This is a genomic window from Amaricoccus sp. B4, from assembly GCF_043226085.1.
In the GTDB taxonomy this organism is placed as follows: Bacteria; Pseudomonadota; Alphaproteobacteria; order Rhodobacterales; family Rhodobacteraceae; genus Amaricoccus.
Genome location: NZ_CP171225.1, coordinates 804,305 through 825,887 on the forward strand (window position 1 = coordinate 804,305; position 21,583 = coordinate 825,887).

The window sequence follows — 21,583 nt, forward strand, 5'->3', positions numbered from 1 at the left end:
ACGATGGCAGACTACATGCCCCCGCTCCGCGACATGGCCTTCCTCCTCCATGACGTGCTCCGCATCGCGGAAAGCCCGACACCGGGCTATGCGGAGCTCGATCCCGACACCACGGCTGCGATCCTCGAGGAAGCCGGTCGCATCGCTCGCGACGTGCTGGCCCCCCTCAACGCAGTGGGCGATCGCGAGGGCTGCGTGCTTGAGAACGGCGTCGTGCGCACGCCCTCGGGCTTTCGCGAGGCCTTCGAGCTCATGCGCGAGGGCGGCTGGCCAGCGCTCGACTGCGACCCCGAGCACGGAGGCCAGGGCATGCCCTACGTGATCGCGACCGCGGTCGGCGAGATGCAGGTATCGGCAAACATGGCCTTCAACATGTATCAGGGCCTCGCCCATGGTGCCTACTCTGCCATCCGCGCCCATGGCTCGGAAGAGCAGAAGGCCCTCTACTTGCCGAAACTCGCAAGCTGCGTGTGGACCGGCACAATGAACCTTACCGAGCCCCATTGCGGCACCGATCTCGGCCTCCTGCGCGCCAAGGCCGAACCACAGGGGGACGGCAGCTACCGCATCACCGGCCAGAAAATCTTCATCTCGGCGGGCGAACACGACCTCGCGGAGAACATCGTCCACCTCGTGCTCGCGAAGATCCCCGGCGGGCCCGAGGGCGTGAAGGGTATCTCCCTCTTCATCGTGCCGAAGTTCCTGCCCGATGCCGGAGGCGGCGTTGGTGCGCGTAACGGTCTCTCCTGCGGCAAGCTCGAGGAGAAGATGGGTATCCACGGCAACGCCACCTGCGTGATGAACTACGACGGCGCCACGGGCTACCTGCTCGGCGAGGCGCACAAGGGCCTCCGGGCAATGTTCACCATGATGAACGAGGCCCGCATCGGCGTCGGCCTGCAGGGGCTTGCCCAAGCCGCCGCCGCCTATCATGTCGCAGCCGCCTACGCTCGCGACCGGCTCCAAGGCCGCGCGGTGACCGGCCCCGAAAATCCCTCCGGCCCCGCCGATCCGATCATCGTCCACCCCGACATCCGCCGCCTGCTCCTGGACCAGAAGGCCTTCGTCGAGGGCGGCCGCGCTTTTGTGCTCTGGGCTGCGAGCCTTGTCGATGCCCATGTCCGCGGAGGCGACACGGCCGCCGAAGGGCTCGTCTCTCTCCTCACCCCCGTCGTGAAGGGTTTTCTCACCGACAAGGGCTTCGAGAGCTGTGTCGCCGCGCAGCAGGTCCTCGGCGGACATGGCTACATTGAGGAATGGGGCCTCTCACAATTCGTCCGGGATTCACGCATCGCGATGATCTACGAGGGTGCCAACGGCGTGCAGGCCCTCGATCTCGTCGGCCGCAAGCTTTCTCAAGACGGCGGGCGGCACCTCATGGCCTTCTTCGAGACCGTGAAAACCTTCATCCGGGAGAACGAGACCGAGGACGCGCTGAAGACCGGTTTTCTCGACCCACTCAAGTCTGCGTCGAAGGATCTCCAGGCCGCCGCCATGTTCTTCATGCAAGAGGGCATGAAGAACCCCAACGAGGCGCTTACGGGCTCGACTGACTTCCTGCACCTCTTTGGCCATACCGCCCTCGGTCTGATGTGGGCGCGGATGGCGAAGGCCGCTATTGCGGGCGACGAACCGTTTCACGCCGAAAAGCTGGCAACCGGCCGCTACTACATGGCCCGTCAGCTCCCGGCGACGAAACTCCACCTCGCCCGCATCCTCTCTGGCGCCGAGCCGGTCATGGCGCTGCCCGCGGAGGCATTCTGATGCTCGAGGCGGGCTTTAGCGGCGGCTGCCAGTGCGGGGCAGTTCGTTATGCTGTGTCCCCCGGCCCTGTCGGCCAGACACTCTGCCACTGCCGCATGTGCCAGCGTGCCACCGGTGGCCCCTTCGCCGCACTTGCCGAGGTAGCCTCAACCCGCATCGCCTGGAACGGCAGCCCTTCCACTTGGGCCTCCTCCAACATCGCCAATCGCGGCTTCTGCTACCGCTGCGGCACGCCACTCTTCTACCGCGAGACCGGCGGCACGACGACCGAACTCACCGCGGGCAGCCTCGATCGCCCCGAGACCTTCCGCCCGACGGACCACCACGGCAGTGAACGCCGCCTCACTTGGCTCTCCGCCCTCGACAGCCTGCCCCAACGTCCCACCCTCCTCGAGGCAGGCATCACCCTCGAAACCTACCAGGATCCGCGCGGCGCCTGAGCCGCGCAAGCAGGAAGACCCAAGGATACACCCTGATGCACAACTATCGGCTTCACTGCTTCGCCCAGTCTGGCAACGCCTACAAGGCCGCCCTCGCGCTGTCGCTCGCAGGCGCCGACTGGGAAGCCATCTTCGTCGATTTCTTCAACGGCGGCACCAGGACGCCGGAATACCTCGCGATCAACGAGATGGGCGAGGCCCCGGTCCTCGAACACCGCGAACTGAAAATCAGCCAGTCCGGTGTCATCCTCGACTACCTCACCGGCACCCTCGGCCGCTTCGGTCCGGAGACCGAGGAAGAGCGCCGCGAAATACTGCGCTGGATCCTTTGGGACAACCACAAGCTCACGTCCTACATTGCGACCCTGCGCTTCCAGCTGAACTTCTTGCCGGAGGAGAAGCGCAGCGCCGAGGTGATCGACTTCTTCCGCGGCCGCGCCACCGCAGCGATGAAGGTGCTCGAGTCCCACCTTGCCGCGCACGAATGGATCGCTGCCCCGCGTCTCACCACCGCGGACATCTCTTGCGCGGGCTACATGTATTTCACCAATGAGTTCGGCGCCGACATGGCGGCCTTCCCCAATATCGCCCGTTGGCGCGACGCGATCGCCCGCCTCCCTGGCTGGAAACACCCCTACGACATGATGCCCGGCCACCCCCGGACCGGAGCGGTGTGATGGAAGCGCACACCGGGGCCCCGGTCAAGCCGGTCACCGGCGGCTGCCAGTGCGGCACAGTGCGCCATACTGCAACCGGCGGCGTCGTCTCTAGCAGTGCCGCATGTGCCAACTCACAACCGGCACTGCCGTTGCCCTGCTCGTCACTGGTCACGGAGTCGTCTTCGAGGGCACGCCCGAGCGCTTCGCTTCCGCCGACGTCGCCGCACGCTGCTTCTGTGCGGCCTGCGGCACCCCGATCTTCCACGCGTTGGCAAACACGGAGGCCAAGTTGATGATCGGCAGCCTCGACGTTCGTGACACGGCTACACCTGGGCTCCGCTGCGGTGTTGAGAACCACAAGCCCTGGCTCCACTTCGCCCACGGATTGCCCGAATACGGACCCCGCCCCGGCAGCCCATCCGGCCTCGGTCCAGCCACCATTGAAAGCCGGCAGGACCCGGCAGGGGCGCGCGCCGGAAAGGAAACTCCATGACAGATGCCTTCATTTACGACGCGCTCCGTACGCCCCGTGGAAAGGGCCGCAAGGACGGCAGCCTCCACGAGGTCACCTCCCTATGCCTCTCGGCCTTCGTGCTCGACGCGCTTATGGCCCGCACCGGTCTGCCCGCCAACGCGGTGGAAGATCTGGTTTGGGGCAACGTCACGCAGATCGGCGAACAGGGTGGCTGCCTCGCCCGTTCGGCGGTACTGGCCTCGGGCCTCGGCGAAAGCGTTCCCGGCCTCTCGATCAACCGTTTCTGCGCGAGCGGCCTCGAAGCGGTGAACCTTGCCGCCAACCAGGTCCGCGCAGGTGCGGGCGAGGCCTATGTCGCGGGCGGCGTCGAGATGATGAGCCGCGTGCCCATGGGCTCGGACGGCGCCGCCATCGCCGTCGATCCCGCGCTGGCCATGAAGGTCCATTTCGTGCCGCAGGGCATCTCGGCTGATCTCATTGCCACCGAGCATGGCTTCTCGCGCGAGGACTGCGACCTCTACGCGGTTGAGAGCCAGAAACGCGCCGCCGCCGCCTGGGAGGAAGGCCGCTTTGCCCGCTCCATCGTGCCAGTTGTAGACCGGAACGGGCTCCCGATCCTGGAGCGGGATGAGGCCATGCGCCCCGGCACGGACATGCAGTCGCTCGGCGCTCTCAATCCCTCCTTCCGCGAGATGGGCGAGATCATGCCCGGCTTCGATGCCGTCGCTCTGCTGAAATATCCTCATCTCGAGCGCATTCTGCATGTCCATCATGCGGGCAACTCCAGCGGTATCGTCGATGGCGCCGCTGCCGTGCTCATCGGAAACCGTGACTTTGGCACCCGTCACGGCCTCACGCCGCGCGCGCGCATCACCGCCACCGCCAAGGTCGGCACCGATCCGACCATCATGCTCACCGGCCCAGTGCCCGCGGCTGAAAAGGCGCTCGCCGCAGCGGGCATGACGGTCGCCGACATCGACCTCTTCGAGGTGAACGAAGCCTTCTCCGCCGTTGTGCTCCGCTTCCTGCAGGCCTTCGATCTCGATGCCGCGAAGGTCAATCCGAACGGCGGCGCTATCGCCATGGGCCACCCGCTCGGAGCGACGGGGGCGATGATCCTCGGCACCGCCCTCGATGAACTCGAACGCAGCGGCAAAGGCACGGCGCTCGTAACCCTTTGCGTTGCCTCCGGCATGGGGGCCGCCACCATCCTCGAGCGCGTGTAAGGTCCGCGCAGCACGGAGAGGAACCAGCGATGCCGAAGGTCGAACTTCCGCCCCTGGTAATGCAAGCCGCCACTGGCTATGCCGCACCCGCCGACGATCCCGGTCCCTTCGCCACCGTTGCGCTCGGCGATCTCGGCGGCCTGACCCAGTTCGGCGTGCGCATCGAGACCCTCCCGCCGGGCTCAACCTCGTCCATGCGCCACTGGCACTCAGCCGAGGACGAATTCGTCTGGATCCTCGAAGGACACCTCACCCTCATAGAGGATACCGGCGAAACCGCGCTCGGGCCCGGTGCGGCCGCGGCCTTCCCCGCCGGACGCCGCAATGGCCACTGCCTCGTCAACCGCACGCGGCAGCCTGCGACTTTTCTCGTCGCAGGGTGGCGGGACGGCGAGGATGTCTGCACCTATTCGGGCCGCAACCGGCTTTGCGTGAAATCGGGCGGCATCCCGCGCTTCACCCGCCGGGACGGCACGCCGCTCGCTCCCGAAGAGGAAACCGGCTCTTTCGAGGATCCGGCCCCGCAAGGTCCGGGCGGTGTGATCGACATCGCTGCGCTTCCCGAGCGCACCGGAGCAAGCTACCCCGAGCCTTGGGGCACAATGATGAACGGCCGCCACATCCGCCGCCTGGGCGACGCGAAAGGCCTCACCCAGTTCGGCGCAAGTCTCGTCACGATCGACCCCGGCGGCCTCTCGTCGCTCCGCCACTGGCACGCGCGGGAAGACGAGTTCGTCCTTATGCTCGAGGGGCGGCTCACGCTGATTGAGGACGCGGGCGAAACTTCGCTCAAGCCCGGCGACATGACGGCTCATCCCGCGGGCGTGCCCAACGGCCATCACATGCGCAACGACACCGGCCTGCCCGCCCGCTTCCTCGTGCTCGGCACCTGCAGCCCCGAGGAGACCTGCGACTATCCAGGCGTTGATCTCCTCGCTCATACTGCGGGGGCGCGCGCGTGGTATGCCACCCGCGATGGCCGCGTGCTGAAGGAGCTCTGATCGCGATGACTCCGAGGCAAAAGGTTAATAAGGCGGCCTGTTTCACGCGCAACGCGAAATTCCAGCGAAACGAATTCAATGCTTTTTGTGGAGCTTTCACGGTGAAAGGTCTTGCTTTCACCGTGGAAATGCTCCCGCAGCCCCAAGACCCGAGGGAGGATCTCCGATGACGAGCTTCACGAGCACGACCGACGCAGAAGGCGTCACGACAATCACTTGGGATCTCGAGGGAAGGTCCATGAACGTGCTGACCGAAGACGGCATCCGCGAGCTCGACGTCGCAATCGACGCGGCCCTGGCCAATGAGGACGTGAAGGGCATCGTCATCACCAGCGGAAAGCCCGACTTCGCCGGCGGCATGGATCTCGCCGTACTCGCGGGCATGAAGGAAGCGGCAGGCGATGACCCGGCCCGTGGCCTCTTCGATGGCATCATGGCGATGCACGACCTCCTGCGGAAGATCGAGCGGGCCGGCATGGACCCGAAGACCCTCAAGGGCGGTAAGCCGGTCGCCTGGGCCGCCCCTGGCCTCTCGGCGGGCATAGGCACCGAGATCGGCCTTGCATGCCACCGCCGTTTTCTTGCCGACACCCCGAAAGCGAAGGTAGGCCTCCCCGAGATCCTGGTCGGCCTCTTTCCCGGCGCGGGCGGAACCACCCGCGTGAGCCGCATGCTCGGCCTGATGGCAGCGGCGCCCATCCTGCTCGAGGGCAAGATGCTGGCACCGAAGCTCGCGAAGGGCGCCGGCCTCGTTGACGAGGTCGTGCCCCCAGAGGAGCTGCTCTCGCGCGCTCGAGCCTGGGTGCTCTCGGCGAAGGAAGACGAGATCGTGAAGCCTTGGGATCGGAAGGGCTGGAAGATGCCTGGGGGCGCCCCCTACCATCCGGGCGGATTCATGACCTTTGTCGGCGCCTCAGCCATGGTCGCAGGCAAGACCCAGGGGGTTTATCCAGCGCCGAAGGCCATGCTCTCGGCGATTTACGAAGGCGCGCTCGTTCCCTTCGATACCGCGCTCAGGATCGAGGCCCGCTGGTTCACCTCGATCCTGCTCAACCCTTCCTCCTCTGCGATGATCCGCTCACTCTTCCTCAATAAGCAGGCACTGGAAAAGGGCGCCGTCCGCCCCACCCTGCCGGACGAGAGCGTGAAGAAGCTCGGCATTCTTGGCGCCGGCATGATGGGAGCTGGAATCGCCTATGTTGCTGCCATGGCCGGCATCGAGGTCGTGCTCATCGACCGAGATCAGGAATCCGCTGACCGCGGTCGCGCCCATGCCGAGGGCATCCTCGACGAGGGCGTGAGACGACGGAAAACGACCCCGGAAAAGAAGGACGAGGTTCTGGCGCGCATCACCGCGAGCCAGGACTACGCCGCTCTTTCGAGCTGCGATCTCGTCGTCGAGGCGGTCTTCGAGGATCTCGGCGTCAAGGCCGAAGCCACCGGCAATGCAGAAGCCCATCTGCCCAAGGATGCAATCTTCGCGACTAATACTTCAACCCTGCCGATCAGCGAGCTCGCGAATTCCAGCCGCAATCCGGAACAGTATATCGGCATTCATTTCTTCTCGCCGGTCCATAAGATGATGCTGGTCGAGATCATCAAGGGCCGCAAGACTGGCGACCGCGCCGTCGCGAAAGCGCTCGATTTCGTCCGCCAGATCCGCAAGACTCCGATCGTCGTCAATGATTCCCGGTTCTTCTATGCGAACCGCTGCATCATCCCCTATCTTAACGAGGGTGTGCGGATGGTCGCCGAAGGGATCGAACCCGCGCTGGTCGAGAACGCCTCCAAGCAGCTCGGTTTCCCTCTCGGGCCGCTCCAGCTCTCCGACGAGGTCTCGATCGACCTCGGCGTGAAGATCGCCAAAGCCACCAAGGCCGCGATGGGAGACGCCTATCCTGAAAGCCCTGCCGATGACGTGCTCTTCCGCCTCTTCGAGGAGGGTCGGTTGGGTCGCAAGGCTAAGGCAGGCTTCTATACCTATGATGAGAAAGGCAAACGCCAGCTGCTCTGGACGGGGCTCCGCGAACACTGGCTACCGCTCAGTGATCAGCCGGACGTAATCCGTGTCCAGCACCGGCTCGCAATGGTCCAGACTCTTGAGGCCATACGGGCCCTTGAGCAGGGCGTTCTTATGGACATCCGAGAGGGCGACGTCGGCGCTATTCTCGGCTGGGGTTTCATGCCTTGGTCCGGTGGCCCGTTTTCCTGGATCGATATGCTAGGCCCCGCAAATGCCGTAGAGATCTGCTACGAGCTTGCCGCCGCAGAAGGCGAGCGTTTCGCCCCGCCTCAGCTTCTCTGCGAAGTGGCCGAGCGTGGCGAGACCTTTTACGGCCGCTTCGGCACAGAGAGCTCCGAGGCCGCGTGAATGCTACCGGATCTGCGCTGCCTGGCTGACACACCCAGTGGAGCTGAATTAACCACCTTCAAGATGTAGTTATCGGCGCGCGAGCTTATTGACCCGAGGTCGTTCCACCGCAACGATCGCGACATATTGCGATAAACCGATGAGAGGCAGGAGCGCATGACAGACAGGCTTGGAAATCCCGGTCGGCGGCAATTTGCCCGTATGGCCCTCGCGGGGGGTCTTGCCCTTGGCGCGGGCCGGGCGTTTGGCGCGGAAACCACGGATGCGCTCGGCGAAACGATCACCGATGGCCCCGGCCGGATCAAGCGCCGCATATCCGGCCTCCAGAGCCGCGCGTGGCAGGACTACTTCACCACTCTAAAGAATGACGCCATCCTCTGCGACATGAATGACAGGGTGCTGCATTACTGGGGCGAGGATGGGTTCTATCGCATTTACCCGACCTCCGTGCCGCTCACCGACGAGATGAGCCGGCGCGGGCGCACACAAATCGTGATGAAACGCCCTGCCCCAGAATGGCGCCCGACCCCGAACATGATCGAACGCAACCCCGATCTTCCGCGCTATGTCGGTCCCGGCCCCGAAAATCCGCTAGGCGTGCGGGCAATGAATCTGAGTTGGCAATACTATCTGATCCACGGCACCAACGATATCCGCAAGATCGGTCGGCAATCCTCCTCGGGGTGCATCGGCCTCTTCAACGAGCACATCGTCGAAATCTTCGACCGGGCGAAGGTCGGCACCCAGGTGCTGCTCGTCTGAGAGGGCGCTGATGCGCCCGCCTCAGGCGGGCGCCCCCTCCTGCACGAACACGATCCCCGCGCGCGTTCCGGTCTCGATGATGGCGCCAATGTCCGGCTCGGGTGCATTCTCCGGAAACATGGTCGCGCCCACGGGCTGCGCCTGACCGCAGAGGGAATAGAACTCCTCGTGCACGCGGCCCGGCGTGTTGTAGATGAGCAACCGCGCCGGCGCCTCGCCGCTGTTGCGGAATGCATGCACCGCCCCGTCGGGCACCGCGAGAAAGCCGCCCGCGCCGAGCGGGATCGTCTCGCCCTCCACCGTGAACTCGAAGGTGCCATCGAGCACGTAGAAGGATTCCGCCTCGCCCGCGTGGCGGTTCGGCGGCGCGCCCGCGCCGGGGGCGATCAGCCCCTCGACGACGGTGCAGGTCCCGCCCGTGCCGGAATGGCGGGCGTGGAACTTCAGCAGGCATCCGAGAAGCCAGTAGGTATCACTTCGATGATCCGCCATCACGAATCTCCTTTGATCCAAAAACGAGACTCGTGTATCATTATGGGACAATCGTCTCAAGAGGAATGCATGCCGACCAATACGAAGGGGCGCGCGCGCCAGAAGAGCCGCACCCGCGCGGCCATGCTCTCGGCGGCGCGGGAGCTGCTCGATGCGGGCCAGCCCGTCACCGTCCATGCCGCGGCCGAGGCGGCGGGCATCTCGCGCGCCACGGCCTACCGCTATTTCTCCGACCCTCAGGCCCTCACCATCGAGGCGGTGCTGAGCGGCAAGGTGCTGAGCCCCGAGGCGGTGGTGGGGGATGCCCGGGACATCGAGACCCGGGTACTGCGGGTCTATGACTACCTGCTCGCCCTCGTGCGCGAGTCCGAGCCGCAGTTCCGACAGTTCCTCGCCCGCGTGCTCGATGCCTGGGTTGCCTCGGGGGACGGTGCGGCGCGCGTCTCCCGCGGCGCCCGGCGGGTGCCGATGTATGCCTATGCGCTCGGCCCCGCCCGCGACAGGCTGACCCCGGCCGATTTCGACCGCCTCGTCACCGCACTCGCCTCGGTCTCGGGGGTTGAGGGTCATCTCGGCATGAAGGATGTCTGCGGCCTCGACGACGCGGCGGCGGATGCCAACGGCCATCTCATCGTCCGGGCGCTCCTCGCCGCCTTTCTCGGCCCGGACGCGGGCTGAACTTCCCGTGCGGCATTTGCGCCGACTTCTGCTAGGCTCTTCCCAAAACAATGGGAGGACCACCCAGATGCACAACCTCATGCAGGACATGCCCCTGAGGGTGGGGCGGCTGATCGACCATGCCGCGAGGTTTCATGGCAAGCGGCCCCTGACCGGGCGCAGTATCGAGGGGCCAATCGTCACCAGCACGTGGGCGGAGCAGCGCATTCGCGCGCTCCGTGTCGCAAAGAAGCTCAATGCCGACGGCTTGGGGCGCGGCGACATTCTGGGTGTGATGGGCTGGAACACGCTCCGGTTCCTCGAGCTCTGGTATGGCATTCCGGGCTGCGGCGCCGCGCTGCACACACTAAACCCCCGGCTCGCACCCGAACAGCTCGTCTACATCATCAACCATGCCGGCGACCGGATGCTCTTCGTCGATCTCGATCTCGTGCCGATCATCGCCAGAATCCGCGATCAGTTGCCTGCCGTAAGGAACGTGATCGTGCTGACCGATGCCGCGCATATGCCGGAAGGTTCGGACGGGATGATCGCCTACGAGGAGTGGCTGGCGGAAGCAGATGGCGATTTCGACTGGGTTCAGGGTGACGAGCACGATGCTTGCGGCATCTGTTATACTTCTGGAACGACAGGGAATCCCAAGGGGGTGGTCTACACCCACCGCTCGAACACGCTGCATGCGCTGGCAGTGCAGAGCCCCGACATGTTATCCCTCGGCGCCGCCGACACGTTGATGCCTGTGGTGCCGCTCTTTCACGCTAATGGCTGGAGCACGGCCTTCGTCGGGCCGCTGTCGGGCTGCGCGCTCGTGTTGCCAGGGCGGGACCTGACCCCCGCCGGGGTCTACGAGATGCTCGAGATGGGTGTCACTATCACCGCCGCCGTGCCGACGGTCTGGCTCGGGCTACTGAGCTATCTTGATGCGGGTGACCTCCGCTTCTCGACGCTGAAGCGCGTTGCAATCGGCGGATCCTCCTGTCCGCGTGCGGTGATCGAGCGCTTCCAGAACCATTACGGCATTCATGTGCTCCATGCCTGGGGCATGACCGAGATGTCCCCGATCGGCACGATCTGCTCGTTCAAGCCAGAGGTCCTTGCTCTGTCGGCGGAGGAGCGGCTCGACTTCCAGGAGACGGTGGGCCACCCGCCCTTCAGTGTCGATCTGCGGATCGTTGACGAAGAGGGGCACGACCTGCCTTGGGACGGAGTCGCCCAAGGCAGGCTGCTCACGAAAGGCGACGCCGTGGTGCGGCGATACCTCAAGGCGGACACGGACGCGACCGATGCCGATGGCTGGTTCGATACCGGTGACATGGCGACGATGACCGAGAGCGGCTATGTGCGCATCACGGATCGCTCCAAGGACATCATCAAATCGGGTGGCGAGTGGATCAGCTCGATAGCGCTGGAGAATGCCGCCATCGCCCATCCAGAGGTTGCCGAGGCTGCCGCAGTGGCCTGGTCGCATCCGAAATGGGGCGAGCGGCCGGTGCTTTGCGTCGTGCCGAGGCCGGGCACCACTCCAGACCCGGAAAGCATTCGCGCCGCACTGGCGGAGCATTTCGCGAAATGGCAGCTTCCTGACGACATCCTCTTCCTTGAGGAGTTGCCGCACACCGCGACGGGCAAGATCTCCAAGCTCAACCTGAGGAAGAATCTTGTAGCCTCAGGTTACGCGCTCGGCTCGTGACAAGCGCCGCGGAGCGGGATAGGAGCAAAGGGCTGCAACAGTTCCCGAGGACATTCTGCTCCGCCGCATGACCGCACTCGACCGATATGTCCGCCTCGAAACCACCGGGATCTGGCGGGAAAGTTCCGACGCTCCGCCGAAAGAGGTTCTCGTGACCTTCGGCACGTCTACGATCACGCTGACCGATTCCAGCGAGGCACCGCTCGGGCACTGGGCGCTGGCCGGAATCCAGGTTATCGGGCAGGACGGCGACGCAACGATATACGCCATGAACGCCGAGGGAGACGAGACGATCGCCATCGGCGACACCATGATGATTTCGGCCATTGCCGAGGTGTCTCGCGGGGAGATCACACCAGGACAGCCGGCCGCAGGCACCCGCCGGAGGCCGCCCTATCTCATGCTTTCGGTGATAGCGCTCCTGATGATCGGCATCGCCTCGGTGGGTCCCGGCACTGTCCGCAGCCAAGCCATTCGCATGGTCCCAGCGGAGCAGGCCTCCGAGTTTGGCGACCGGATGCTCATCTCGCTGATGGAGACCGGCGGCGGTATCTGCGGCGGCGTGGCGGGCAACCGTGCGCTCGACCGGATCGCAGCACGGCTTGTCCCCACCGATGGTCAGGCCCCGCGGTTGCGGGTGCTCGGATTACCCGATGGTGCGCCGGTCGCGACATTGCCGGGGCGCACCATCCTGCTCGACCGGGCCACGATCGCAGAGGCCGACGGCCCGGAAGAGGTCGCGGGCTGGGTCGAGATCGGCCTCGAGCGAAGCCCTGTCGAGCGCTTGATGGAAACCGTAGGACCAGCGCAGAACCTCCGCTATGTCCTGACGGGGGAAATCGGTGCGACCGCCTTGGCCGATGCTGCTGACGCGGCCCTGACGCCACCGACACCCGCCGAGGTCGCCGAGGCGATTGCCCGGCTCGCGCGGCTCGGTATAGATCCCTCGCCATTCGAGGCAGCACTGGCAAGACGCGATCTTCTTCCCCGAACCGGCACGGAAGATGCACCCGCCTTCACACCCGCCGCTGCGCGCACACGCGGATCCAGGCCGCTCCTGCCGAAGCAGGACTGGTCAGCCCTGAAGGCGGTCTGCCGCTGAGCGGGCGCTGGAAGAGCCCGTTCAATCTTATTCACGAAAGAAAAAGGGCCGCCTAAGGGCGGCCCTGATGCTGACCTGCAATCGCAAGAAGGTCAGTGCGCCGGGACGCCCCCACCCCAAATGTAAACGGCCGCAAAGAGGAAAAGCCAAACCACATCAACGAAATGCCAATACCAAGCGGCCGCCTCGAAGCCCACATGCTGTTCCTGTGTGAAGTCGCCGTTATAGGCGCGGATCAGGCAAACGGTGAGGAATATAGTGCCGACGATGACATGGAAGCCGTGGAAGCCCGTCGCCATGAAGAAGTTCGCACCGTAGACGTTGCCGGAGAAGCCGAACTCCGCATGACTGTATTCATAGGCTTGGAAAAAAGTGAAGAGCACCCCAAGCACGATCGCAAGCCAGAGGCCCCACTTCAGCTGCTGACGGTCATTCTCGTGCACGAGCGCATGGTGAGCCCAGGTCGCCGCACAGCCGGAGCAGAGAAGAATGAGCGTATTGATGAGCGGAAGGTGCCAAGGATCGAAAGTCTCAATGCCCGGCGGCGGCCACGTTTCGTCGATCGCAGGCATGGGATACAGAGCGTTCTTGAAGAAAGACCAGAACCAGGCCGCGAAGAACATGATCTCGGAGACAATAAAGAGGATCACTCCGTAGCGCAGGCCAATGCGCACAACCGGTGTATGATCCCCGATCCGGCTCTCGGAGATCACGTCGGACCACCAGCCATACATGACGTAGAGCACGGTCACGAGCCCGATCAGCAGGATCCAGGGGCCCATGTCGTGGAAGAACAGCACGGCGCCCATCAGCATAACGAAGGCGCCGACCGCTCCGATGAAGGGCCAGATGCTCGGAGCGAGTATGTGATAGTCGTGGTTCTTGTGGCCTGCCATTTTTGCGGTCTCCCTATTGTCTCGTCGTGCCGTCCGCCACGGGAGCGGCCGCAAGTTGCGTATTCAATCCGGTTTCGAGCGCGGCGGCGCCGCCCTCCGGCAGCTCGGTCCGGTTCATCGTGTACGACAGGGTTACATCGTTGACGTAACGCCCTTCACGGTCAGTGAGCATGTCGGGGTCGACGTAGAAGCTCACCGGCATCTCTATCCGCTCGCCAGGTTGGAGGATCTGCATCGAGAAGCAGAAGCAGGCGATCTTGTCGAAGAACGCCCCAGCGGCATAGGGTGATACATTGTAGCTCGCCGTACCTGCGATCGGTTCATCGGTCGGATTGTAGGCCTCGTAGAACGCTAAAGCCGTCTCGCCGAGCCGCACTTTCATCGTGCGCTGGACGGGCCGAAACTCCCAAGGCATGCCCGGAGCCGTGTTGGCATCGAAACGCACCGTGATGAGTTGGTCAAGCATCCTGCTCGAGGGACCATCGGCAACCGATGTAGTGCCGCCGTAACCCGTTACTTTACAAAAGAGGTTGTAGAGCGGCACGGCGGCATAGCTGCCTCCGAGCATCACCGGCACGATCAGCAAGAGCCAGAGTGCCGTCCGGCGGTTCCGGGGAGAAGACATGGCTTAGTTCTCCTCCGTCTTGGGCAGCAGGCTCGTACGGTACTGATGATCGAAGGCCTCCATTTTCTGACCCTCCGTGAGCTTCACCACAGTGACAGCAAAGACGAGCAGGACGAAAGCGCCAAGCACCAACCCAAGGCCGACATTGCGGCTGCGGCGGCGGGAATAGATTTCGTGGCTGTCGGGCCTCATCGCATCACCTCAAGAAAGCATCGGCCAATGTGCCGGCGACAGATCGACAGCGCGCAGCCCCGTCTCAATCAGGATCAGCACAAAATGCAGGAAAAGATAGAGGATGGAAAAGCCGAAGAAGCGCTTCTCGGCCCGATAGCGATCGGCTTCAGCCATCGCGTCGTTGCGCCGCCAAAGCCCCCAGGCCCCACCGAGGAACATCACGTTCAGCACCAGCGCCCCGGCGAGATAGACCGGCCCGCCAATCGTGGTAAATGCAGGCAGGATTGCTGCAGGCGCAAGGATGAGCGCATACGTAAGAATATGGTTGCGCGTGACCCGCGTTCCGGCTGCGACTGGCAGCATTGGCACTCCCGCCCGGGTGTAGTCATCATTGCGGAAAAGCGCCAAGGCCCAGAAATGCGGCGGGGTCCAGAGGAAGATCAGCGCAAACATCAGCACGCTCTCGACCGAGACGCCGCCTGTTGCCACGGCCCAGCCGATCATCGGCGGGAACGCCCCGGCGGCACCGCCGATGACGATGTTCTGCGGGGTCGAGCGCTTGAGCCACATAGAGTAAATGACTGCGTAGAAGAAAATCGTGAAGGCCAGCAAGCCGGCCGCGACCATGTTCGCAAAAAGCGCGAGCATGACCACCGCGAAAACCGAGAGCACGAGCCCAATCGCCAGCGCCTCGCCACGCTCCACCCGTCCGGAAGGGATGGGCCGGCCGGCAGTCCGGCGCATTACCGCGTCGATATCCCAGTCCCACCACATGTTGAGAGCCCCCGACGCCCCGGCCCCGACCGCGATGCAGAGGAGGCCCGCAAAGGCAATCACCGGGTGGATGGGCGCGGATGCGGCGAACATGCCGACCGCAGCGGTAAAAACAACGAGGCGCATGACCCGGGGCTTCAGAAGCTCGAGGTAATCGCCAAAACCTGCTTCCCGCGGGCCGGAATCAGCGCCAACCCAGCTTGCATCGGTCATCTAATGAGCCTCAGTTGTTCATCGCGACATTTTCAGGCCGCGTGCCGCCATATTCGTCAATCGCCCAGTCGAGCCACTTTTCATAGGCTTCTTGGCTCACGACCTTGACGGTGATCGGCATGTAACTGTGATCCTTGCCGCACAGTTCTGAACACTGGCCAAAGTAGACGCCCTCCTCTTCCGCGGCAAACCACGTCTCGGCGAGGCGGCCGGGCACAGCGTCGAGCTTCACGCCGAAGGCGGGGACCGTCCAGGAATGGATCACGTCGGCACCGGTCATCTGCATCTTCACCACGGCACCGACCGGAACAACCATCGATGTGTCGGTCGCAAGCAGGTAAAGATCATCGTCATAACCGTAGGAGGCGAGGTCGTCCTTTGGCAGCAGCAGGCTGTCGAAGGTCATCTCGTAGTCAGGATACTCGTAGCTCCAGTACCACTGGTTGCCGGTCGCCTTTATCGTGATGTCGGCTTCCGGGATCTCGAGCTGCTTGAAGAGAATTGGCAGCGAGAACGACCCAATCACGATGAGAATCAGGACGGGAATCAACGTCCAAGCGATCTCGAGCTTGGTGTTGTGGGTAAACCTGGCGGGCGTCGGATTGGCACGGCTGTTGAAGCGGAAGATCACGATCCCAAGGAGTGCCGTGACGAAGAGCACGATCACGATCATGATCGCGTGGATGCCGCCCGAGAGCCAGTGAATGTCATGGGCAAGCTCGGTCGCGGCGATCTGGTGATTGATCCCGCCCGGCGTTGGGGCACCGAGGATCGGCAGGTTCTGGGGCTCCCCTGAGCTCTGGGCAAAAACCGGGGCTGCGACCAAGCCTGCGAGCACACCCGTCGCGCGGCCGATCCACTGTTTCGTCATGCTGTCCATCCCGTGCTGGCCGGGCCGCGTACGAAGGGAGGTCGCCCCCGCGCGGCCCATTGTCTTGTAGCTTGATCCAGATCAACCATATTACAGTGCAAAGGACAAGACAGGCAGTACCAACGTATGCCCTTCACGGGCTGCGCTATCCATCGGAGCAAGCATGCAGACATCCGAGCGTTTCCGCCCCTTCGACACGGTGCTCGACGTGGAGACCGCCCTCAGCGTGCTGCGATCCGCCACGGCCGGTGCAGATGATGGCGAGATCTTCCTCGAACGGCGCAGATCGGAAGCCCTCTTCTTCGATGACGGACGCCTGAGGACTGCAAGCTACGATGCCGCCGAGGGCTTCGGGCTTCGCGCAGTTCGGGGTGAGACCGCGGGATATGCGCATTCGACCGAGATTTCCGAGTCCGCGCTCAAGCGTGCCGCCGAGACTGCTCGGCTTGCGGTGGGAGACGGCGGAGGCACCATGGCCCCTGCCCCGAAGGCCACGAATCAGCGCCTTTACACTGATCACGATCCATTCGACGATGCGGTCTTCTCGGTGAAGGTCGAGATGCTGCGCGAGATCGACGATTTCCTCCGAACACTCGACAAGCGCGTAGTCCAGGTATCCGCAAGCCTTGCGGCCTCGATGCAGGAGGTGGAGATCCTTCGCCCTGAGGGGCTGAGGCTTGCAGAAGCCCGCCCTATGGCGCGGCTCAATATCTCGGTGATCGTGGAGGAGAACGGCCGCCGAGAGAGCGGTTCGGCCGGCGGTGGCGGGCGGCACGGACTCGCGCCGCTCATGGGCACTGATCACTGGAAAGGTGTGGCGCGCGAGGCGCTGCGCATCGCGACGGGGAACCTCCGCTCGGAGCCTGCGCCGGCGGGTGTCATGGATGTGGTGCTCGGGTCCGGGTGGCCGGGCATCCTGCTCCATGAGGCAGTGGGGCACGGGCTGGAGGGCGATTTCAATCGCAAGAAGACCTCAGCCTTTGCAGGCCTCATGGGCCAGCAGATCGCGGCAAGGGGCGTAACGGTCGTGGATGACGGCACTATCCCCGACCGCCGCGGCTCGATCAGCTTCGACGATGAGGGCACTCCCAGCGCGCGCAACGTTCTCATCGAGGATGGTGTTCTTGTGGGGTACATGCAGGATCGGCAGAATGCGAGGTTGATGGGCGTTTCCGCAACGGGAAACGGACGCCGTGAGAGCTATGCGCATGCGCCGATGCCGCGGATGACCAACACCATCATGGAGGGCGGCACGACGGACCCCGCCGAGGTGCTCGCAGAAATGAAAAACGGGATCTATGCTGTCGGGTTCGGTGGCGGTCAGGTGGATATCACCAATGGCAAGTTCGTATTCTCCTGCACCGAGGCCTACCGGGTGAAGGACGGCAGGGTCGGCGCCCCAGTCAAGGGGGCCACTTTGATCGGCGACGGCGCAACCGCGCTCAAGCAGGTGCGCGCCATCGGCAACGACATGGCGCTCGATCCAGGCATGGGAAATTGCGGCAAGCAGGGACAGTGGGTGCCTGTCGGCGTAGGACAGCCGACCATCCTGATCGGCGGGCTCACTGTCGGAGGGTCGGCCGCCTGAAATTGCTGATCCGGTTTCTGCATGGCCCAGAAGAGCTTGGCGAACATCAGGCTGGTTCTTCAGGCAAATTCTCCTCTTCCTGCGCATCGCCAAGACTGCGCAGAGTCTCCAGCACATCCCAGCCTGCGATGCGCGGGCGCGTGCCGATGACGTCATCAGCGTGGAAGATTGCAGCGTCAAGCAGGCCGCGTCGTGCCGCGATCAGAACTGCCTGAAAGATCGATTTGACGCCGAGCTTGCGAACGATCTGCATCTGTAGGGTTTTTGCCGACCCGTAACGGCAATCCATGGCGAGCGCCTTGGCCGGATCTTCGCTGATCGCAATAAGGCGCAGGAAGTGGATTTCCTCCGCCTCGAGCTTCGCCATCGTCGAAATACCGACCTGCGAGAAGTAGACCAGCGCGTCACAGGTCGCGAAGGCGAGCGCCTGCAGGTCATCGCGATATTTGCGATACTGGGTACGGGCAAATTCTGGCGTCCGGCAGGTATTGAGGATGACGGCGGCGACAAGTCCACTGGGATAGGCAATCTTGAAGATGACGCCGTTGATGCCGATCCCGCGAGCGAGCGCGGCTTTGGAATACGGTCGCGGCGCGGTCACATCGGTCGGGAGGAGTTCGTCCAGATAGAGCTCGTGCTCGCGGGCTACAATGCCGCCAATCAGCGGATCATTGTCAAACAGACGGAGCGTCTGGTAGTCGGTCCACCACTCATCTGGCAGCGTGGAAATAACCCGGCGGGACAAGTAACGCCCCCCTTCGTTGAGGATTATGAGCGTCGCCTCGTCGAAGCCGAACTCAACGGGGATATCCCCGAAGATCGCCGCCGCCTGATCAAGTGTCTCGGCATCCGAGAGACGCGTTTCCAGCATCGCGGTCGCCTCGTGACGGGGCAGCATGCCGCCATCCTTGGACAGACGGTCCCGAACTCGGCGCAACTCGGCAATAGTGTCGGATCCGATCCGCTCATTCTGAGCAATCAGGTCATCCAGCACTTCAGCGAACCAATTCATCTTCTTCCTCCGGCTGCCTGGTGGGATCACTCTACTCCTTGTCAGAGAGCGGGCACGTCAGGCGCATGCACGGACAATACAACGGAAAATTGCTTACCTGCGCGTTAGAGAATTTGTCCGATTTTTAGAGTCTTTTTAGGTTAATGCGGGTCGTGATCTGCAATGTCGGACAAGGCACAGGCGGCGAAAAGAAACGACCCGACGTGATGCATGACGCACTAACTCAATAAAGACAGTAATTTGAGAAAAATTTTGAAACGAAGTTGGCAAGTTGATCTCAGCGATGCAACCAGCCGGCCGGAACAGGATCTGCCCAAGTCCGCTAAAGTTTTAGATTTTAAGGGAAGATGCACGGTCCATGCTGCGATCTCGCGAACGGCAGTGGGCACTTGAGCAAGTCAGCCCGGAGCGCATCTAGCACTCGGGCTGACCATAGTTGCGGGATGGCCGTCCGAACGCGGCCGATCAGGTCGCAGGCTGGTAGCTCATCTCACGAATGTCGATGACGGGGCTCTGATCGAGAGCAGGAAATCCGCCGGGACCGAAAGCCCCGTTCGCGAGCTGCGTCGTTTTGACAACAATCTGCCAGTCCGGCGCGGTCGAATCTTCAGGATAGAGACGTGCCTTCACCACATCACCAACGACCTGCACATCCAGCCAGCACCAGGCGCCATATTCCCAGGCAACATCGGTGGTTGCAAGCTGGGTAGTGTTACCCTTCGAGCCGACATACTCCCGCGCATGGAGCTTCGAAGCGCCATCCGATGTCTTGTAAGCATCGATCCTGATTCCGGTCCAATCGGCCCCGGTCTTGGCAACGCGCGCCCCGAAGCTCATGCGGCGGTTGAGGCTATAGTCAAGTTCGTCCCCGGACCAGCGGAGCAGCGTGCGATAGAGCCCGTCCCCACGCGCCTTGGTCCAATCACCATGAGCGCGAGAGTTGCTTGCTGGCACCAGCCGCGCAAAGGTCAACCCCGCCTCGGACGCAAGGCTCCACTCTGGCTCGACATAGTAGAGATGGCTCATCGAGGCGAGGGCATCGACGCTTTCGAAGACGGTCCGCGTCGTGTCAGAAGCCTGCAGATCCGTGATCTTGATAAGGAATTCATGCAAATCCGATGTCTCGACCGACCCGAGGCTTACCTTGACCTCGATGCTGTCACGCGCCGCACCCGATTCAACGGTCACGTTGCCGGTCTGAGGATCAATCGTCACACCGTCGCCATCATTGATGAACGTCAGGGTCGCCCCCGTGGACACTACTTCAGCCAATGTAATTGCTCCTTGTAGCACGGCTCCATGCACCGTGATGCGGCACACGGAGAGATGCAGAAATTGTTTCAACTCGAATTTCGCGCGCCGTGGCAAAGAGGGCCCGCCACCCTTACCCAGACAGGATCGGAGAACGAACCCCACGGAAACTCGGATGCGCGCCCTAGAAGGCATGGCCTCACCGATACCGGCCCGCTCTGCCGATTTACTGCGATTTGCCCGCAAGCGACCAGCGCGCAGACAATAGCGCATCAATCGGAAGTTGAACATAAATGATCTTGCGCCGCACGCACCTAACACAGCGAACGCAACGACCGCGCACCCGGCCTCGCGTGGGTCCACTGGCCGTTTCCGCGCGCAAACGTGCCGTGAACTCGCGAAGCATGGTACCGCGGTGCGGGCACAGGCTCTCTCCCGTGCGGGAAACTTCCATCATCCTCGACACCATGAGGCGCAAATAGCCCGGCGCAGGCAGCAAGTTCCGGGTCGGCTTCGGCGCGCACCTCCTCGAGGCCCACTACCGGCGCCTCAACTCTCGGGCGGGAGAACATTTGTGGCGTCAGCTAGGAACCCTCGACCAGACTGTATCCGTAACGCGTCTCGCCATCAATTGGAGCACCGGGCGCACGCGAGCTCTCAATGTCGCGATAGAGCGTCCGTTCCGATACACTTGTTTCCGCCGCGAGCTGAGCTGCCGTGGCCGACGGCTGCAGGTTTCGCAGCAAGTGAACAAGACGCATCAGACGTTCGCTGCAACTTGAGGCCCGCCCCAGTCTCGGCACAAACCGTCGGGAGCGCTTCAATATAGCGCCATCAACATAAAATAACCGAAAGGAATCCCCCGTTATGCTCACGCTCTATCATGCTCCCGTCTCGCGCTCCACGCGACTGATCCGGCTCGCCTATGAACTCGACATCATGGAGCAGCTCGACATTCGGATTGTCAGCATCCGGCGTTTTGATGGAAGCGGCCAGCCAGATTCTTCCAACCCGCATCCGGAGGGCAAGGTGCCACTTCTCGTGCATGACGGCGAAATGATCTGGGAAACGGCGGCGATCATTCTCTATCTGACCGATCTCTTCCCGCACAAACGCTTTGCGCCGCTGTCCGGAGAGGCCAAGCGCGGAAGCTATCTCAGCTGGCTTGCCTATTATGGTGACGTTGTCGAACCGACCATTGTCTTCTCACGCATCGGCCTGGAGCATCCACTGCTTCACACGACGTTCCGCGATTTCAATGCGGTTCTCCAACGACTCTCTTCGGCGCTCTCCGACAGTGCCTTCCTGCTCGGCCCGGAGTATTCGGCCGCCGACCTTCTGATGAGCTCGCCCTTCCACTGGTTTCGCGAGGCCATTCCGGAAGATTCAGTCGTCCGTGACTGGGTAGAGCGTTGCGCGACAAGGCCCTCTATGCAGGCTGCAGCTGACTTCGACGAGAGACAGTCAGCGACCTGACAGACCCGCTCATTCATGCCCCGTTAACACGGTTCGGGTCTCT

22 protein-coding genes are annotated in these 21,583 nt (G+C 63.2%); 13 read left to right on the plus strand and 9 right to left on the minus strand.

Going from position 1 to position 21,583, the window contains the following annotated elements; all coding sequences use genetic code 11:
* Positions 1 to 3: 3 nt before the first annotated feature.
* The 8 genes from ACF66B_RS03855 (at position 4) to ACF66B_RS03890 (ending at position 8,698) form a co-directional block, all read left to right on the plus strand.
* On the plus strand, positions 4 to 1,764 hold the full coding sequence (locus ACF66B_RS03855) for an acyl-CoA dehydrogenase C-terminal domain-containing protein (protein WP_111430470.1): 1,761 nt from the start codon (positions 4 to 6) through the stop codon (positions 1,762 to 1,764).
* The gene (locus tag ACF66B_RS03860; protein ID WP_111430469.1) at positions 1,764 to 2,204 is read left to right on the plus strand and encodes a GFA family protein; all 441 of its coding nucleotides are present in this window, start codon (positions 1,764 to 1,766) and stop codon (positions 2,202 to 2,204) included. Before ACF66B_RS03855 ends, ACF66B_RS03860 begins: the two co-directional genes overlap by 1 nt.
* A 35-nt stretch (positions 2,205 to 2,239) precedes the next feature.
* Complete coding sequence (locus ACF66B_RS03865) at positions 2,240 to 2,881, plus strand: glutathione S-transferase family protein (RefSeq protein ID WP_111430468.1); 642 nt, start codon at positions 2,240 to 2,242, stop codon at positions 2,879 to 2,881.
* Positions 2,882 to 2,984: 103 nt separating this feature from the next.
* Positions 2,985 to 3,356 (plus strand): GFA family protein, encoded by a 372-nt coding sequence (locus tag ACF66B_RS03870; protein WP_111430467.1) that lies wholly within the window; start codon positions 2,985 to 2,987, stop codon positions 3,354 to 3,356.
* Positions 3,353 to 4,564 (plus strand): acetyl-CoA C-acetyltransferase, encoded by a 1,212-nt coding sequence (locus tag ACF66B_RS03875; protein ID WP_111430466.1) that lies wholly within the window; start codon positions 3,353 to 3,355, stop codon positions 4,562 to 4,564. The genes ACF66B_RS03870 and ACF66B_RS03875 overlap by 4 nt, the downstream gene beginning before the upstream one ends.
* Positions 4,565 to 4,593: 29 nt before the next feature.
* Positions 4,594 to 5,565: a cupin domain-containing protein gene (locus tag ACF66B_RS03880; RefSeq protein ID WP_392664069.1), complete on the plus strand. Its 972-nt coding sequence runs from the start codon at positions 4,594 to 4,596 to the stop codon at positions 5,563 to 5,565.
* Between the two features lie 166 nt (positions 5,566 to 5,731).
* Positions 5,732 to 7,936: a 3-hydroxyacyl-CoA dehydrogenase NAD-binding domain-containing protein gene (locus ACF66B_RS03885; RefSeq protein ID WP_111430465.1), complete on the plus strand. Its 2,205-nt coding sequence runs from the start codon at positions 5,732 to 5,734 to the stop codon at positions 7,934 to 7,936.
* Positions 7,937 to 8,092: 156 nt separating this feature from the next.
* A complete protein-coding gene (locus tag ACF66B_RS03890; RefSeq protein WP_111430464.1) occupies positions 8,093 to 8,698 on the plus strand; it encodes a L,D-transpeptidase in 606 nt (201 codons plus the stop codon).
* A 21-nt stretch (positions 8,699 to 8,719) separates the two neighbouring features.
* On the opposite strand, the gene ACF66B_RS03895 is transcribed toward ACF66B_RS03890, so the two are convergent.
* The gene (locus ACF66B_RS03895) at positions 8,720 to 9,190 is read right to left on the minus strand and encodes a cupin domain-containing protein (protein ID WP_111430463.1); all 471 of its coding nucleotides are present in this window, start codon (positions 9,188 to 9,190) and stop codon (positions 8,720 to 8,722) included.
* A 69-nt stretch (positions 9,191 to 9,259) separates the two neighbouring features.
* Here ACF66B_RS03895 and ACF66B_RS03900 point away from each other — a divergent pair, with 69 nt between their 5' ends.
* From ACF66B_RS03900 to ACF66B_RS03910, 3 genes are all read left to right on the plus strand, one after another.
* Positions 9,260 to 9,868 (plus strand): TetR/AcrR family transcriptional regulator, encoded by a 609-nt coding sequence (locus ACF66B_RS03900; RefSeq protein WP_111430462.1) that lies wholly within the window; start codon positions 9,260 to 9,262, stop codon positions 9,866 to 9,868.
* 67 nt (positions 9,869 to 9,935) lie between these two features.
* Positions 9,936 to 11,558 carry a long-chain-fatty-acid--CoA ligase gene (locus ACF66B_RS03905; protein ID WP_111430461.1) on the plus strand — a complete coding sequence of 541 codons (1,623 nt, stop codon included), beginning with the start codon at positions 9,936 to 9,938 and terminating at the stop codon, positions 11,556 to 11,558.
* Between the two features lie 67 nt (positions 11,559 to 11,625).
* Positions 11,626 to 12,660, plus strand: a complete 1,035-nt coding sequence (locus ACF66B_RS03910; RefSeq protein WP_111430460.1) for a hypothetical protein — start codon at positions 11,626 to 11,628, stop codon at positions 12,658 to 12,660.
* Positions 12,661 to 12,752: 92 nt separating this feature from the next.
* Here the strand turns inward: ACF66B_RS03910 and ACF66B_RS03915 are convergent, their stop codons facing one another.
* Genes ACF66B_RS03915 through coxB form a run of 5 tightly spaced genes read right to left on the minus strand, consistent with a single transcriptional unit; the run spans position 12,753 to position 16,213 of the window.
* Positions 12,753 to 13,556 (minus strand): cytochrome c oxidase subunit 3, encoded by an 804-nt coding sequence (locus tag ACF66B_RS03915; protein WP_111430459.1) that lies wholly within the window; start codon positions 13,554 to 13,556, stop codon positions 12,753 to 12,755.
* 13 nt (positions 13,557 to 13,569) lie between these two features.
* Positions 13,570 to 14,181 (minus strand): cytochrome c oxidase assembly protein, encoded by a 612-nt coding sequence (locus ACF66B_RS03920; RefSeq protein ID WP_111430458.1) that lies wholly within the window; start codon positions 14,179 to 14,181, stop codon positions 13,570 to 13,572.
* 3 nt (positions 14,182 to 14,184) lie between these two features.
* On the minus strand, positions 14,185 to 14,373 hold the full coding sequence (locus ACF66B_RS03925; protein ID WP_111430457.1) for a hypothetical protein: 189 nt from the start codon (positions 14,371 to 14,373) through the stop codon (positions 14,185 to 14,187).
* 9 nt (positions 14,374 to 14,382) lie between these two features.
* Positions 14,383 to 15,342 carry a heme o synthase gene (cyoE, locus tag ACF66B_RS03930; protein WP_111430456.1) on the minus strand — a complete coding sequence of 320 codons (960 nt, stop codon included), beginning with the start codon at positions 15,340 to 15,342 and terminating at the stop codon, positions 14,383 to 14,385.
* Positions 15,343 to 15,352: 10 nt separating this feature from the next.
* Entirely contained in the window at positions 15,353 to 16,213 is an 861-nt protein-coding gene (gene coxB, locus ACF66B_RS03935) for a cytochrome c oxidase subunit II (RefSeq protein WP_111430525.1), read from the minus strand.
* Between the two features lie 163 nt (positions 16,214 to 16,376).
* Here coxB and tldD point away from each other — a divergent pair, with 163 nt between their 5' ends.
* Positions 16,377 to 17,801 carry a metalloprotease TldD gene (gene tldD, locus ACF66B_RS03940; RefSeq protein ID WP_111430455.1) on the plus strand — a complete coding sequence of 475 codons (1,425 nt, stop codon included), beginning with the start codon at positions 16,377 to 16,379 and terminating at the stop codon, positions 17,799 to 17,801.
* A 46-nt stretch (positions 17,802 to 17,847) separates the two neighbouring features.
* Here the strand turns inward: tldD and ACF66B_RS03945 are convergent, their stop codons facing one another.
* From ACF66B_RS03945 to ACF66B_RS03955, 3 genes are all read right to left on the minus strand, one after another.
* On the minus strand, positions 17,848 to 18,813 hold the full coding sequence (locus tag ACF66B_RS03945) for an autoinducer binding domain-containing protein (RefSeq protein ID WP_111430454.1): 966 nt from the start codon (positions 18,811 to 18,813) through the stop codon (positions 17,848 to 17,850).
* A 465-nt stretch (positions 18,814 to 19,278) separates the two neighbouring features.
* Complete coding sequence (locus tag ACF66B_RS03950) at positions 19,279 to 20,085, minus strand: hypothetical protein (protein WP_162683312.1); 807 nt, start codon at positions 20,083 to 20,085, stop codon at positions 19,279 to 19,281.
* Between the two features lie 563 nt (positions 20,086 to 20,648).
* A complete protein-coding gene (locus ACF66B_RS03955; RefSeq protein ID WP_111430452.1) occupies positions 20,649 to 20,825 on the minus strand; it encodes a helix-turn-helix domain-containing protein in 177 nt (58 codons plus the stop codon).
* Between the two features lie 106 nt (positions 20,826 to 20,931).
* Between ACF66B_RS03955 and ACF66B_RS03960 the strand changes: the two genes are divergently transcribed.
* Positions 20,932 to 21,540, plus strand: coding sequence for a glutathione S-transferase family protein (locus tag ACF66B_RS03960; RefSeq protein WP_111430451.1), 609 nt, complete (start codon positions 20,932 to 20,934; stop codon positions 21,538 to 21,540).
* Positions 21,541 to 21,583: the final 43 nt, after the last annotated feature.